The 15,399-nt window shown below is 58.1% G+C and carries 13 protein-coding genes; 7 read left to right on the top strand and 6 right to left on the bottom strand.

What is annotated here, in order from left to right:
- Positions 1-23 precede the first annotated feature (23 nt).
- Positions 24-2,036, top strand: a complete 2,013-nt coding sequence (locus ABEB25_RS20990; protein WP_345738404.1) for an FG-GAP repeat domain-containing protein — start codon at positions 24-26, stop codon at positions 2,034-2,036.
- Positions 2,037-2,261: 225 nt separating this feature from the next.
- Here ABEB25_RS20990 and ABEB25_RS20995 read toward each other — a convergent pair whose 3' ends face one another.
- The 4 genes from ABEB25_RS20995 to ABEB25_RS21010 form a co-directional block, all read right to left on the bottom strand.
- Complete coding sequence (locus ABEB25_RS20995) at positions 2,262-3,752, bottom strand: sulfatase family protein (protein ID WP_345738405.1); 1,491 nt, start codon at positions 3,750-3,752, stop codon at positions 2,262-2,264.
- 85 nt (positions 3,753-3,837) lie between these two features.
- Positions 3,838-5,847, bottom strand: a complete 2,010-nt coding sequence (locus tag ABEB25_RS21000) for an ATP-dependent DNA helicase (RefSeq protein WP_345738406.1) — start codon at positions 5,845-5,847, stop codon at positions 3,838-3,840.
- Positions 5,848-5,994: 147 nt separating this feature from the next.
- The gene (locus tag ABEB25_RS21005) at positions 5,995-6,990 is read right to left on the bottom strand and encodes a peptidoglycan DD-metalloendopeptidase family protein (protein ID WP_345738407.1); all 996 of its coding nucleotides are present in this window, start codon (positions 6,988-6,990) and stop codon (positions 5,995-5,997) included.
- Between the two features lie 93 nt (positions 6,991-7,083).
- On the bottom strand, positions 7,084-8,079 hold the full coding sequence (locus ABEB25_RS21010) for a malate dehydrogenase (RefSeq protein WP_345738408.1): 996 nt from the start codon (positions 8,077-8,079) through the stop codon (positions 7,084-7,086).
- A gap of 301 nt (positions 8,080-8,380) precedes the next feature.
- Here ABEB25_RS21010 and ABEB25_RS21015 point away from each other — a divergent pair, with 301 nt between their 5' ends.
- From ABEB25_RS21015 to ABEB25_RS21035, 5 genes are all read left to right on the top strand, one after another.
- Positions 8,381-9,223: a hypothetical protein gene (locus ABEB25_RS21015; protein ID WP_345738409.1), complete on the top strand. Its 843-nt coding sequence runs from the start codon at positions 8,381-8,383 to the stop codon at positions 9,221-9,223.
- 108 nt (positions 9,224-9,331) lie between these two features.
- Positions 9,332-9,850 carry a hypothetical protein gene (locus ABEB25_RS21020; protein ID WP_345738410.1) on the top strand — a complete coding sequence of 173 codons (519 nt, stop codon included), beginning with the start codon at positions 9,332-9,334 and terminating at the stop codon, positions 9,848-9,850.
- Between the two features lie 262 nt (positions 9,851-10,112).
- Positions 10,113-11,048: a hypothetical protein gene (locus tag ABEB25_RS21025; protein WP_345738411.1), complete on the top strand. Its 936-nt coding sequence runs from the start codon at positions 10,113-10,115 to the stop codon at positions 11,046-11,048.
- 91 nt (positions 11,049-11,139) lie between these two features.
- Positions 11,140-11,667, top strand: a complete 528-nt coding sequence (locus ABEB25_RS21030) for a HEAT repeat domain-containing protein (RefSeq protein ID WP_345738412.1) — start codon at positions 11,140-11,142, stop codon at positions 11,665-11,667.
- Positions 11,668-11,843: 176 nt separating this feature from the next.
- Entirely contained in the window at positions 11,844-12,785 is a 942-nt protein-coding gene (locus ABEB25_RS21035; RefSeq protein ID WP_345738413.1) for a hypothetical protein, read from the top strand.
- Between the two features lie 56 nt (positions 12,786-12,841).
- Here ABEB25_RS21035 and ABEB25_RS21040 read toward each other — a convergent pair whose 3' ends face one another.
- A complete protein-coding gene (locus ABEB25_RS21040) occupies positions 12,842-13,684 on the bottom strand; it encodes an AraC family transcriptional regulator (protein WP_345738414.1) in 843 nt (280 codons plus the stop codon).
- Between the two features lie 12 nt (positions 13,685-13,696).
- Here ABEB25_RS21040 and ABEB25_RS21045 point away from each other — a divergent pair, with 12 nt between their 5' ends.
- Positions 13,697-14,392: an orotidine 5'-phosphate decarboxylase / HUMPS family protein gene (locus tag ABEB25_RS21045; RefSeq protein ID WP_345738415.1), complete on the top strand. Its 696-nt coding sequence runs from the start codon at positions 13,697-13,699 to the stop codon at positions 14,390-14,392.
- 7 nt (positions 14,393-14,399) lie between these two features.
- On the opposite strand, the gene pdxA is transcribed toward ABEB25_RS21045, so the two are convergent.
- Positions 14,400-15,395, bottom strand: a complete 996-nt coding sequence (gene pdxA, locus ABEB25_RS21050; RefSeq protein WP_345738416.1) for a 4-hydroxythreonine-4-phosphate dehydrogenase PdxA — start codon at positions 15,393-15,395, stop codon at positions 14,400-14,402.
- Positions 15,396-15,399 lie beyond the last annotated feature (4 nt).

The raw sequence follows: 15,399 nt of genomic DNA on the forward strand, positions 1-15,399 counted from the left end.
CCTGTCTCCCCAACCGACCGACCATGAAGCCTTCCCATCTCTGCCTCGCTGCGCTCACGGCGCTGTTTTCCGGCCATGTTGCCGCGAATGATACGCTGACCCCGCTGAAGTATAACAATCCTGGCCTCGTGGTGGATCTGGGCGTGGGTCTGTGGGCCTGGCCGATGCCGATGGACTTCGATGGCGATGGCGACCTGGACCTGGTGGTGAACTGCCCGGACAAGCCTTACAACGGCATCTACTTCTTCGAAAATGCGACGGGTGATACAGCTAAAAACAAGATGCCGGTGTTTAAGCCCGGAGTCCGTTTCAGCAAAGGCGCGCAGAATGTCCAGGTCAGTTATGTGGATGGCAAACCGGTGGTCATGAGCCCGGGTATGGTGCACCCAGATTTCCTGAAAACGGGCATCGAAAAGGAGGTCAAACTCGGGCCTGAAAAGAACATCCACATGAACAAGGTGCGCGCCAACATGTGGCGTAGCGTGGACTACGATGGCGACGGTCAGCAAGACCTCATCGTCGGGGTGGGTGACTGGACCGAGTATGGCTGGGACAATGCCTACGATGCCAACGGCCGCTGGATGAACGGGCCCATTCGCGGGTATGTTTATCTGCTGCGTAATACGGGCAACAATGACAAGCCCACCTATGACAAAGCGAAGAAAGTGATGGCCACGGATCGCCCGGTGGAAACCTTCGGCTGGCCGTCGCCGAACTTCGCTGACTTTGATGGCGATGGGGACTTGGACCTGCTGTGTGGCGAGTTTCTGGACGGCTTTACCTATTTTGAAAATACGGGCAGCCGCACCCAGCCGAAGTATGCGCTGAGCAAGCGCCTGAAAGCCGAGACGGGGAACTACCTAACCATGGACCTGGAGATGATCACCCCCACGGCCTATGATTGGGACAAGGATGGCGATCTGGACCTCATCGTGGGTGATGAAGACGGTCGTGTAGCCTTGGTGGAAAACACGGGCAAGCTGGTGGAAAAAGCGCCGGTGTTCAAAGAGCCTGTTTACTTCCAGCAGGAGGCGGATCAGATCAAGTTTGGTGCCCTCGTGACACCGGTCGGTTTTGACTGGGATGGCGATGGTGACATGGATCTCATTTGTGGTAACACCGCTGGTTATGTCGCCTTCATTGAAAACCTCAGTGGCAAAGGGGTGGAGAAGCCCAAGTGGGCAGCGCCTGTGCGCCTGGAGGCCGAAGGCAAAGCGATTCGTCCGATGGCTGGCCCGAATGGTTCCATCCAGGGCCCTTGTGAGGCAAAGTGGGGTTACACCACGCAGACCGTGGCGGACTGGGATGGTGATGGACTCCCGGATCTTGTGCTGAACTCCATTTTGGGGAAGGTCGTGTGGTACAAAAACATCGGCACCCGTGCCAAGCCGAAGCTGGGTGCAGCGCAGCCTGTGGATGTGGAGTGGAACGGCCCTCAGCCTCACCTCGCCTACGGCTGGCTCAAGCCCAAAGGCAAAGCTCTGCTGACACAGTGGCGCACCACTCCGGTGGCGGTGGATTGGAACAAGGACGGTCTCATGGACCTCGTCATGCTGGACCAGGAAGGTTACCTGGCCTTCTTTGAGCGAGCCAAAAAAGACGGCAAGCTCATCCTCCAGCATCCGAAGCGCGTCTTCTGTGCGGACAAAGAGGCGAAGGCTCCCGGTGTTGTGGACAAAGCGCTTGCCCATCTGAAAGTGCGTAACCCGGTGGACATGAAGGCTGGTGAAGCTTTGCGCCTGAATGCAGGCATCGCGGGAAAAAGCGGTCGCCGTAAGATCTGCATCATGGACTGGGATAGCGATGGCAAGCTGGACATCCTGCTGAACTCTGCGAACGCCAACTTCATCCGCCAGACTTCCGATGCCGACGGGAAGTGGTTCTTTGCTGACATGGGCCTGCTCTCCGATGCCAACATTGAAGGTCACGACGTGAGCCCTACGACGGTGGATTTTAATGACGATGGTATCCCTGACTTCGTCGGTGGTGCGGAAGACGGTCACCTCTACTACTTGCGCAATCCGAAGTCGAAGTAGTGGGTTCGGCATCGTTTGTTAGGCGAGTTGGAGAGGGATCCCCCAAGGAGCGGCACTTGCCAAGTGCCGTGTCTTGGAAAGCACTCGCTGCCAAAGTCGCCGTCTTTTTTGATGGCAATCTTCTGGGGCTACGGGGCCTCCCAGCAAGACGGATAATCCGGCGGTGGGGTGGAAGAGCTTTGGCATCTTCAGCGCCGGACACATCCGTCCTACGAATTGAATCCGTTAGCGGGGGCCGGGGGCATTGATTTTGGCGGCTTCGCGGTCCCAGCCGGCGGGGGTGCCGCGATAGGAGGTATCGCGGCGTTTGTAGAGGGACTCGCCGGTTTCACGGCCAAACATGTCTTTGGAAACATCGACGGGGGCGCTGTCGCCAGTCTGTTCGGTCCATTGGTCCAGGAGTTTGGCCCGCCGGGCTTTTACCGAGGCATAGTCGGGATCATTGGCCAGGTTGGAAAGTTGGTTAGGATCGGCGGCGGTGCGATAGAGTTCCTCCGTGGGACGTGGGGCCAGGAACACATCGGCCTGGGCGGGGGTGAGCTTGCCAGCGTCGCGGGCTTGGCGCAGTTGCAGGTAGGATGGAGACCGCACGGAGTCTGCCGGTCCTTGCCAGGGCTCCTGGGGGCGGTTGTTGCGGATGAGGAGAAAACCTTCGGATCTCACCGCGCGACCATGGGCGGCGTAGTCATGCCAGTTGTGCTCTGAGAAAGCATGCTGACGAACGATGGCATCAGGCTTGGCCAAGACGGGAGCGAAGCTCACGCCTTGCATGCTTGGGGGCACGGGGACCTGAGCGAGGCCGAGCATGGTGGGGGCAACGTCAATGGCGCTGACGAGGCTCTGGCTGGGGGTGCCGGGTTGGCCGATGCCAGCGGGCCAGTGGGCAATGAAGGGCGTCTTCATGCCGGAGTCATGCAGGCGAGTTTTGGCGCGCGGAAAGGCGCGGCCGTTGTCCGCCATCATGAGCAGCAGGGTGTTGTCCAGCGCACCTTGTTTCTCCAGCTCCGCCACCACCTGACCCACAAAGTAATCCAGCCGCGTGATCTCATTGGAGTGGGAGGCCAGATCTTGCCGCGTTTCTGCATCGTCATTCAGGAAAGGCTGCACGATGACCTTGGCAGGGTCGTGCTTGGGACCATAAAGATCTTCTTTCCAGTCCTTGTCCGCATCCCAATCGCGGTGGGCATCCAGCGAGGCGAACCAGCCAAAAAAAGGTTTGTCTTTTGGGCGCTCTTGCAGGGTTTTCACCCAGGTGGCATGCCCGCCTTTGTTGCCGGGCCCATTTCCAGCCTCGACGAGATCGAAAGGCGGTGGCTGCGGCTTTTCACCCTCGGCAGGCTTGTCGGAGGTCATGTGATGCTTGCCCACCAGCGCGGTGTAATAACCGGCGTCTTTCAGCAAACGTGGGAACCACGGCAGATGGGCGGCGATGGGCTGATGCAGCTCTGAGGCACGGCCATTGTTGTGCGGGTAACGGCCCGTGATGACACTGGAGCGACTGGGGCTGCAACTGCTGGCCGTGAGGTAGGCTTCATCAAAACGGCGTCCTTTCGCCGCCAGCTTGTCGAGGTTCGGCGTACGGGCCGCGCTGTTGCCATAACACCCTAGGTCATCCCAGCTCACATCATCCGCGATGATGAGGATCAGGTTAGGTCGTTCAGCAGCGCTAACAAACGATGCGAAAAGGAGCGTGAGGGAAAGAAGGGCGCGGAACATGGGAGGCGTAGATTCCCTGCTAACGTTGGGAAGCGACCTTTTATCCAGATTTCCAGCACATTTCTGTGCTGCTCAAAGTGGACTCTTATCCCACAATCTCTGTCGGGCAATCCGGCAGGCTGGCCATGAAGGCGCGGCCGTAGGGTTTGGTGAGGATGCGGTTGTCGAGGATGACGACCATGCCCTTGTCGTTCTGGGTGCGGATGAGGCGGCCTACGCCTTGGCGAAGTTTCAGGATGGCCTCCGGCACGCTGTATTCGCTGAAGCTGTTTAGGCCCTGCTCCTCCAGGTACTCTAGGCGGGAGGCGGTGACGGGGTGATCCGGCACGGCGAAGGGCAGGCGGGTGATGATGACGTTGCTGAGGGCCTCGCCCGGGACGTCCACCCCGGTCCAGAAGCTATCCGTGCCGAACAAAATGCTGTGCGTGTCCTTCTTGAACTCATGCAACATCTGGTGCCGGGGCATGCCGCGCCCCTGCACGAGCAGACGCCAGCCATGATCCAGGCAGAAGTCCTCGATGCGATCCGCCAGGGCGGTCATCTGGCTGTAGCTGGTGAAGAGCACGAAGGCGCGGCCTTTGGACAGGCCGAGGAAGTACTCGATCTGTTCGATCATCGCATCCTGGTATTCGGGCCGCCCGGGTTCGGGCATGCGCTTCACCAGGTAAAGCTTCATCTGCTTTTTGAAATCGAACGGGCTCTCGATGGTGGCGGCTTGCGCCTTGTAAGCCCCCACGCGTTTGCGGAAGTAGTTCAGCTTCACATCATCGCCCACGCCCAGGGTGGCACTGGTGAAGACACAGGCCTTGGTGCCGGTGAAGAAGATGCTTTCTAGCTTGGGGGCCACATCAATGGGCGCGCTGTGAAAGGAGACGATCTTGTTGTCCCCACCGCTGCGTTCGGCCCAATACACATGGCCTTCCTCGCTTTGATCCAGGAAGGAACTGATGGCGAGGCGCAGGGCCCCGAGTCGTTTGGCGATGTCTAGCAGCTCCAACTTTTGGCCTTCGCTTTTGGCGGCGTCACCCGCCTTTTGGGCGATGCGTGCCACGCGCTGCAGGGGCAGGGAAAGGGTATCCTCCACCAGCTCCGGCTCGCGCACGCGAAATTCCTTGGCGTAGGGGCCGGTGAATTTGCAGGCGTTTTCCGCCGTGCGGAAGAAACTTTCCACCATGCCCAGGCACTGGGAGACCTCGCGGGTGCCATCTTGCTCGCCCAGAGATTGGAAGAAGCCTTTGCGCGTTTTCGGATTGAACAGACGGCCCAGCTCAAAACGAATGTTGGACTCGCTGACGTGAATGCCGAAGGCCTTCGCGGCGATGTTTTCGATGGTGTGGGCTTCGTCCAGAATAACGAAGTCACGCGGGAAGATGAAGTTGGTATCATCCGCCAGCGGGCCTTCTTCGGCGGAGGCAAGCAGGGTGAAAAACAGCGTGTGGTTCAGCACCAGTACATCGGCCTCGGCCATGCGGCGGCGCACGTCCTGGTACACGCAGCCACTGCCGGGCGGGCAGCGGCGCGGGGTGCAGGCATGAGGCTCACTGCACACTAGGGACCAAACTCGGGCCCCGGGGGTGAAGTCCATCTCGCTCAGCGTGGCGGAGGGATTGTCGCGAAAGAAGTCTTCGATGAGCTGCAACTCCGCCGTCTCGCTGCTGCTGAAGAGATCGCCACTGTGGGAGTAGGCGTTCTTCAGGCGGGTGGGGCAGAGGTAGTTGCTGCGGCCTTTCAGTAGCTCGGCATGGAAGGGGCCGAGGATCTTTTTGACGATCGGGATGTCCTTGTGGATGAGCTGCTCCTGAAGGTTGATCGTGTGTGTGCAGATGATGGCCTTGCGGCCCTGCTCCAGCGCGTATTGGACGGCAGGAATGAGGTAGGCCAGGGATTTGCCGACGCCTGTGGCAGCCTCCACCACTAGAGGTTTGTTCTTCTCCAGCGCGCCCGCCACCAGTTGGGCCATGCGCTGCTGCTGTGGTCGGTATTCAAACTGGGGGGAGAGGGCCAGTTTTCCCTCCGTGGAAAAGGCCAGGTGCATCCTCTCCGCAAGCGTCGGCCCGCCGAGAGCACCTTCAGAGGCCTCGAGAATACTGATCATCTGCACATCATGCCGGGGTCGGCGGGTGGTGCAAGCGGGGACGTGAGCGAGGAGCGAGGCAGGGGAGGGGAATAGCGGGGCTAGAAGACCCCGGAGCAAGTAGATGATAGAGCGAACGTTCCACCTGCTGGCGCAGGCAGCTACGGATTACAGTCCGATCAACAACTGGACAAACTGCAGGCCGCTGACGGTGATCTGGCCGCTGTTGCTCACCAGGCCGCGGGTGTTGTAGTAATGAGGGATGGGGTCATCTTTGACCCAGGAAACGACAGGTTTTTGGACGGCCTGATCAGCCGCGCGGACGCTGACGGGGAGGCCCCAGCGTGTGCAGCGGATCTTCCAGGCATTCACGGGGCCGGTGGGCACATCGCGCAGCCACGGGTAGCGTTTGATAAAGTCCATCTTGGCGGTGGCCGGGACGGTCAGCTCAAACCAAGCCTCATTGCCCTGGATGAATTCAGACAGGGTGATGGCCGGGTTTTTCTGATGGGCCTGGTAAAGCGCCTGGAGGTCCACACCCAGCAAGTTCATGCCATTGTAGGGGCCGTGATGGTTGGGGGAGCGAAAGTGGCTGGCGTGCCAGGCTTCAAACTCGGGGTTCAGCAGCAGGTTCAATTCCACATGCAGGTGGGCGCGGCGCTGATCAATGCCACTGCCAGTGTAGCCCATGCGGCCGAGCACGGAGCTGTGGGTCACCTTGTCGCCCACAGTGACATTCGAAGAGGCGAGGTGGGCGTACAGCGAAAAGAAAGCGCCCTCGGTGAGGTCATGCTGGACGACGATGTAGCGCCCATAGTTGCTCTGACCCGCGCTGGCCGTGACATAAACCACTGTGCCAGGGAGGATGGGGTGGATGTCATCCAGAGGATTGCCTTTGGCATCCCGCTGGGTGGGTTTCACGTCCATGCCCTCATGAAAGCGGGCAAAAGCGATGCGCTGGCCCACGCGGCGGGCATCCCGTACGAAACCGAACTGGCCGCCTTCCCAAGGAGTGGATTTCACCCCTTCGAAGTCCCGGTCCACAAACTGGAAATACCCCGACCCATCCCCGACGAGCAGGGCTCCGTTGTCGGTCGGCAGTCGCAAATCCAGCGCACTGGCACTGGTGACGGCCGCTAGGAAGAGGGCGAAGAAACGGGACATAAGGGGGAGGAAACCTGCATTCCAAGATCGGGCCCGAGCCAGGAATGGATGTGCCCATCCCCCAAGTCAGGCCCGATTTCGGAGCCGGACGGATCAGATCAGGCCCAGTTCGGTCACGGCGTCGCGCTCTTCGCGGAGCTCGGTTTCCGTGGCCTTGATCTTTTCCTGGCTGAATTCATTCACGGGCACGCCCTGCACGACTTCCCACTTGTTGCCGTCGGTGCGGATCGGGAAGGAGAACATGAGGCCTTTTTCGATGCCATAGCTACCATCGGAGCAGACGGCCACGCTGGTCCAGTCGCCTTCAGGTGTTGGGCGGGTGAGGCTGTGGACGGTGTCGCAGGCGGCATTGGCAGCGGAGGCGGCAGAGGAAAGGCCACGTGCGGCAATGATCGCTGCACCGCGCTGCTGGACCGTCTTGATGAAATCACCTTTGAGCCAAGCGTGGTCGCTGATCACGTCCGTGACAGCTTTGCCGTCGATCTTGGCGTTGAAGAAGTCAGGGTACTGGGTGGCGCTGTGGTTGCCCCAGATGGCCAGGTTGGAAACGGTGCTGTGATGCACACCAGCCTTGGCGGCGAGCTGGCTCTTGGCGCGGTTTTCGTCCAGACGGGTCATGGCAAACCAGCGGTCTGCAGGCACGCCCTTGGCGTTGTTCATGGCGATGAGGCAGTTCGTGTTGCACGGGTTGCCCACCACGAGGACGCGCACGTCACCAGCGGCGTTTTTCTCGATCGCTTTGCCCTGGCCAGTGAAGATGCCGCCGTTGATTTTCAGGAGGTCCTTGCGCTCCATCCCTGGGCCACGTGGCACGGAACCGACGAGGATGGCCCAGTTGACGCCCTGGAAGCCGACGTCCAGTTCGCTGGTGGGGGTGATGCTATTGAGCAGGGGGAAAGCGCAGTCATCCAGCTCCATGCACACGCCGTTGAGCGCGCTCAGGGCTTTCTCGTCATTGCGCTCGATCAGGCGGAGATTCACTGGCTGGTCGGCTCCGAAAAGGGCACCGGAAGCGATGCGGAAGAGGAGGGAATAACCAATCTGACCGGCGGCACCGGTGACTGCGACTGTGATGGGGGCTTTGCTCATGGTATGGAGCGTGAACGATTCGCAGCGGATGCCTGGGGGCAAGGGAAAAAAGCCGACGTCTGAGAAAGCGAAAGAGGGGCTAAATTCACCCCCTGCAAAAGGGTGTGAGTACATTGTACAGCCATGGATTATGGCCTAACGCTTAGTGTGTAGCAAATAATATGTACCTTGTGTCCTTCATACGTGTACCTAAAACCATAGAAACTTCATTTACTTTCCCTTTGACGAAGACTTATCCATGTAACAGATTCGTCACATCTTCTGGGAAAAACCGGAAGATGCTCCCATTAAAACACCCAGTATGAATAAACCACAGTTCCTGAAGGCTTTCTGCCTTGCCATTCTTCCTATCGCATCCCAAGGTTTCAGCGCTGACCCAGTGCCGGCGTCCGCTTCCACCTTCAGCCTGGCTCTCACCGTCAGCAGCACTGCTAACGCGACGGTGGCGAAAAATGCGAGTGGCGTGCCTATCAAAGGCGCCGCGTTAGTTGATTCTACGACCTACACTTCAACGAAGAATGGTGCCACCATCACGACCACTGAGCAGGTGACCAAAATCGTTGCCTCCAAATACACGGTGAAAGAATTCCTCACCGACCTCACAGGCGAAGAAAATCCCCTGATCACGGACATCAAGGGCTGGAGCATCCAGAAGATCCAGGCGACCACCAACATTGAAGGTGACCTCAACATCACCGCTCCGTCCTACTTCCTGGTGAAGAAAGGCGCGGCCCCCATCTCCCTAGGCAACCGAATCTCCTCTAACAGCACGGTAAAGAAGAGTGGCCTCAACCAGAAGGTTGTGACTTCCTCGACAACGACGACCGGCGAAGAGCCTGTCACGACGGTTACCCCTGTTTCCACCAGCTACTCGGAAGCTCTGAAATTTGCAGGCGGTCTCACATTGGTCGTGAAAGGCAAAACCTTTGGCCTTGCTGGTATCTACACTGGCAGCCAGAAGCTGGCTTTCACCAAGGCTAAAGACGAAGTGATCCTTTCTGGCGCTGGCAAGTTCACCTCCCTCGCTGGCTCCACCAATGAGCAGGCTATCCTGGAAGGTTCTGCTGCACTGACCGCCGGTATCGCTACCGACGTGTCCACCTACCCTGGTTTTGTGGTGGTTGAGGACGTGCCGAATCCCTAATATTCGTCAGAGGCCTTCATCTCCCTGATGAAAGCAGACTGATCCCAAGATCTCGCCACCTGCCGAAATGCAGGTGGCGTTTTTTTTCCCACAATCTCATCATCTCCAATGAACAACTCCCCCAAGATCCTGTTAGTCGGGGTGGCCGTGGCTGCCGCCGTGTGCGGCGTGTTCTTTTTCATGGCTGGCGGCCCTCAAAACAGCGTTGGTAAACGCGCCCAAACGGCTCCTGGAAAGAGCCCAGCACCCCTTGAAACCCCTCGTCTGTCGGGTCCGACCAATCCTACTGGTGTGGGAGAGGCGCAGCCCCTCCTAGCACTCGTCGAACGGCCCTCAGTTCCCAAAGTGGAAACGAAACCCCAGATTTTCGAGGCGATTCATGATGCTGCGGTTTCCTACGATGCCAAGGAACTACCCAAGATTCAGCCTTACCTGCTTCATCCCGATCCGGAAATCCGGGCGGCAGCCCTTCAGGGCATGATTGATTTGGGCGATGCGGCGGCAGGCCCTCTGCTACGGGCGGCTGCACCACTTGCCCCATCCCCAGCCGAGGCGAAGAACCTGAGGGAAGCGGCTGACTTTGTGGAGCTCCCTTCAGCGTCGCTCATTAACAGGCCGGAAAAGTAGAGCCAGTTTGTTTTGACTGGAGGAAAGAAGGAAATTTGCAGCAGCAGGGGACGCAGTTTTGGGGATCTCTCTTCGAGCCCTCCTTGCCACCAAACAAGGATGCCTTTGCATCATGCGGAAAGGGGGGGGGACATTTTCAAACGACTCTGGATAAGCTTTACGGCATCTGGTAAAAACTTTATTTGAGGTGTCGCTTACGGTTGACTTCCATTTAGACAAACTTTACTCGCTCTTGCCTTGCTCTTAAATCATTCATCTAGCTATGAAAATTGCTCTCCTTCCCTTTGCCCTACTGGCACTGTCTGTTTCATCCGTTAACGCTGCCGTTCCCGGCTCCGTGGCGAACGTGACATTTGCCCTCACTCTGACCAATTCGACCCCAGGCACGGTGTTCAAAGATTCCAGGGGCGTCCCAGTCAAGGATCCTGTGACGAAACCCGCTTATATTAACCAGTGGGTCATCGCGAATGATGCCGCCAAAACAGTGGTGAGTAATTACGAAGACATCTCCAAGATGAAGACCGTGAAATTCGGTAACAAGGAGCTTTTGACGGAGCTAGTGGATCAAGGAATCCTGCCTGAATACGGTGACAAAGCCCCTTACATTGCAGGCTGGACGATTGTGAGCGTCAATGCGTCCGGTTTCGCAAATGAATTTGGCGAAGGGTTTCAGCAGTATCCGAGTAAATTCTACGCCGTGCACAAGGCGGAAGGGGACATTGTGGATCTGAGCAACCACATTGATTATAGCTTTGGTTCGGACTATGCTGAAACCAGCACTTACAAGACCGTGGAGAAGTTTATCAATTACAACACTCCACAGCAGTCAACAACCTTGTCTCTGACCAATACCTCCAACTGGAAGGAAACCGTTTACTACGAAATTGATTTCGAGGGTTTTAATAGTGGAGCAACAGTCACCGCCTTGTTGGATGGATTTGAATTCGCTGGCGTCTCCGCCATTGGCAATAAACAGACCTCTATCGGGGTGGGATTGGAAAAGATGGATGTGTTTGTGGATACGGCTGGCAAGACCGCCAGCATTTCGGGTGCAGGCCCTCGTATCGAAGAAGATGGTGATCGCGCCGTGGTGGAGGGTAGCATCAGCTTCTCCGCTGGCAAAGTCGAAGCGGATGTCACGGTCTATCCAAATCTCCAAACGGCTCCGACGCCAGACCCTGTAAACCCGCTGGAATAGTTCTTGGCTTCCAGTCTTGAACAACGCACGCCTTCGGTGAAGTTCACCGAAGGCGTTTTTGTGGAAAGTGCCTCTAGTGATTGAAACAAACATGAAATCTTCTCTTGTCTGGCTTCTGACCGCTGTGCTCGCAGTGGGTGTTTTGATGATGGTCGCCTTCCAGGCAGGCGGCAGTCCTGAGAAGCCAGGGGTGCCTGGGGCCGCGACGCCTCCCGCGACCTCACTGCCCGCAGCCGATCAGGCTGCAAGCAAGCCGGAGCCTGTGACCGCACCCGTTTCGAAGCTCGTCCCGGACGATGCGCCGCGTGAAGTCCTCCTGGAGGCCATCAACGACGTGGCCATCACTTATGACCCGGTGGAACTGCCGAAGATCAAACCCTACCTGCTTCATCCAGATGCAGAGGTCCGTAAAGCGGCCTTGGATGGCATGGTCGTGTTAGGAGATGCGGCGGCATCGCCAATGTTGCGGGATGCGGCCCGGCAAGTCACCTCCACCAAAGAAGCCATCGAGCTGATGCAGGCCGCCGAATATTTGGAGCTTCCCTCGGCGACAGGCTTGCTCAAGAGTGGAACCACCAAAGCCGAGACGGGTCCCCGCAAGGGGGGCATGCCGCGCTAATTTAGCTGCTCCACTGAGCGGATTCAGATGATTTAGCTAGGCGCAGTATTGAAAATACGGGTTTAATGTGAAGGCTCATGTTTAAATCCATGAGGCATGGAATGCGGTTAGTTTGAAATGCGGTTTGACCTCTCTTGGGCTACCCTTATCGGTCACTGGTTGGCATAAACGTCATTATGAAAAAGTTAATCTCCACTTCCTCTTGGATCGCTTTGCTGGCGATCACAGTTTCTGCCAATGGCCAAGGCCCTCTACCTGAAATTCCCGGTACGGTCTCGTCCGTCACGATAAGCCTGGCGTTCACCACAACGGTGGATGGCACGGTGAAAAAAAGCGTGACCACGGGTAGGCCACTGACGGGGACTGACGCTGCTCCGACGGACTACAATTACTGGGCAGTCGTGAAGGATGGAAAAAGGATTGAGCAAGCTGAAGAGGTGGTGACCAAGATGTTAACTTCCAAGTATTCCAATAAAGAATTCCTCTTGGATTTGAAGGACGCGAACGTGATCACGGACATCAAGGGCTGGAGCGTCACGAAAGTTCAGGCGACGATCGAAGGGCCTGAAGTCACGGCAGTGGGTCGAATTGTTAACGTGGAGAATGGCCCCGTTCGGTTGTATCTCACTCACAAGACTCTCCCTTCGATTCCAATTGATGAATACATCAGTGTTCAGGGGTTAGAAGCCGAAACCGCGATAGCGCTGGCTTTGAACAGTAAGAGACTGGCAAAGTACAATGCGCAGGAAGTGCCCACATCTGACGTCACGACTCACAACGTGAGCCTGAAAAGCATGGGTTTCGTGAGAATTTCCTTCAGCCGATTGGTGACTGTGGATGAAAGCGAAGTCCGCTTTCTAGACGAACTTCAATTAACTGGAGCATCCATGGGTGGCGAAAAGCTGGGTTTCTATGGACCACGAAAACTTCAGGTTTTGGTCCCGGCAGCCGGCAAGCTTGGGCCTTTGGTTGGCTTTTACCAATATTATGATCCGAGCGAACGCGATGGTTTTGTTTCAAGGGTCGAAGGCTCTGTTTCGCTGGGCGCTGGGGTGGTGAAAAACGTGGGCGTTTTCCCCGATGTTACTGTGGATCCAGATCCAGAAAACGTGCAGTAATTTCGATTTCAGCTTTGGCTTTTGAATAGAGGTAGCGGGTAACCGCTGCCTCTTTTTTAGATTCGATTGCGGTAGCTGGAGGGAGTCTGGCCTGTGCGTTTACGAAAGTGCTGCGTGAAGGCACTTTGATCCGTGAAGCCGCAGCGGCAGGCGATTTCGGAGACCGAGAGCGCCGTCGTTTCCAGCAGGCGGGCCGCTGCCAGCACACGGGTCTTCAGGAGGAACTCCTGGGGCGAAAGGCCAAAGGTGGTCTGAAATCGGCGCTGCAATTGCCGCAAGGACTGGCCGCAGGCACGGGCCACGTCTTCAATGAGCAACGGCTTGCTGAAGTCCTGGCGGATCATTTCCACAGCCTGGGCTACGGTTTGGAAAACCGGCAACCGACGTTCGGCCTCATCGGGTCGGCGCAGCAGGCCCATGACTCCCTGGATGTCGCCCTGGGTATCCAGCACCGGCAGCTTGGTCACGAGGAACCAGTCTGGCATGCCCTGCCGGTCCCACCAGAGTTCAATGCGCTCGATGCTGGTAGCCTTCCCAGTGAGGAGCTGGTCGTCGTCATCCACATAAGCCTGGGCCATGCTGCCAGGGTTGAGGTCAAAGTCCGTCATGCCCAGGATCTCGCCCTCCTCATGCATGGAGTAGCGCTGCCGGAGGCCCTCACTGGCAAACATGAGGTGGCCTTCACGGTTCTTGGCAAAGAAATAGACGCCGGGGATGTGATCAAACAACCGATGGAAGAGCGAGGTGGGGGCCAGGGTGGCCACCCAGCGGTCGCGCTCCTGCTGCCAATGACGGACCACGCCCTCAGGCCGCTGGTGCAGCGTGCGTGGTTTGAGGAGAGTCGCATTTCGCATCATCTTTGTCGTGACGATGATGCCTGGGTTTGTGTAAAGCTGCAATCCCCCAACCGCATGAAACCCATCGTCCAGATTTCCCTCGACCTGACCAACATTGACGAAGCCCTCGAAACGGCGGCCCTGGCCATGCGAGCGGGAGTGGACTGGCTAGAGGCCGGCACGCCGCTGATTTTGGCCGAAGGGCTGCATGGGGTGCGGGCACTGAGAAAAGCCTTCCCCAACACGCCCATCGTGGCGGATCTAAAGACCATGGATGGTGGCTACCTGGAGGCCGAAATGATGGCCAAGGCGGGTGCTACCCATGTGGTGGTGATGGCCCGGGCGCATGCCGAGACGATCAAGTGCGTGGTGAAAGCGGGGGCGGATTTCGGCTGCAAGGTCATGGGGGATAACATGGTGTGCCCGGACATGGTGGAAGGGGCGAAGTTTCTCGAAGACCTAGGCTGTGACTACGTCATCCACCACATCGGTTACGATGAGCGTCGCGGCATCGCCGCTGCGGGCCATCGCATGCCCAGCCCCATGGACCAACTGCGAGAGGTGGTGAATGCCGTCAAAATTCCCGTGCAGGCTGTTGGCGGGCTGAGCCTGGAGCAGGCCATCCAGTGCCCGCAGTATGGGGCACCCCTGGTGGTCCTGGGGGCCCCGCTCACCATTGATGCGGATTCTTTTAAAACCGCCGATGGTAATCTGGAAAGCTCCCTGCGCCTGATCTGCGAGGCCGTGCATGCGCAAACGGTGGTGCGGTAAAAAAGCTTCAGCTCGCCAGCTTCGCCGCCAGCAGCACAGCCTCGACGAGACTCTGCCCGTTGGCTTTGCCCTGCCAGGCAATGTCACAGGCCGTGCCGTGATCCACACTTGTACGCGGCACGGGCAGGCCTAGGGTGGTGTTGACGGCGGAGTCGAAGGCCAGGGCCTTCAGTGGGATGAGCGCCTGGTCATGATACATGCAGATGTACGCATCCACCGTCTTGCGTTTGGCAGGGATGAAGGCGGTGTCAGGAGGCAGAGGACCTTCAATGGTCATCCCCTTGGCACGGGCAGCGGCAATAGCGGGCTCGATGAGGGTTTCCTCCTCGCGCTGGCCAAAGAGGCCATGCTCGCCTGCGTGTGGATTCAGCCCGCAGACGGCCAGCTTCGGTTTCCGGCCCAGGTGGCGCTGCACGGCATCAGCAGTGAGTTCGATCACCTCTAAAATTCGCGCGGAAGTGAGCGAGGGCACCACGTCCTGATAACCGATGTGGACGGTGACGAGGCTGCAAATCATGACCTCAGAAAAGAAGGCCATGCAGGAGCGGGCGGCATCCATTTTCTCGGCAAACATCTCCGTGTGTCCTGGATACATGATCCCCGCCGCACGGAGAGCTTCTTTATTGATCGGGGCCGTGGCCACCGCAGCGACCTGGTCTGCCAGCGCAGCCTGGATGCTCTTCTCAATGTAAAGGTAACTGGCGGCTCCCGTGCGGGCGCTGACGGTGCCGGGGGTGAAATCCGCCGCATCGAACCCGAAGAGATCCAACACCGCAGGCTCCTCCAGCGAGGTCGCTTTTTCTGCCCACTCGATCTCGGAGAGGATGCGTTTTGGCGCAGGCAATCCCGTCTGGCGGGCGCAGCGGGCCAGCAGCCGGGCATCCCCAAAGATGACTGGGGTGGCGATTTCGCGTACAGCTTCATTCGCCAGCAGTTGCAGGCAGATCTCCGGACCGACCCCGGCAGGGTCGCCCATGGTGACAGCGATGATGGGTTTGGGCATGAGT

Origin of the sequence: Prosthecobacter algae (assembly GCF_039542385.1) — a bacterium.
GTDB lineage: Bacteria > Verrucomicrobiota > Verrucomicrobiia > Verrucomicrobiales > Verrucomicrobiaceae > Prosthecobacter > Prosthecobacter algae.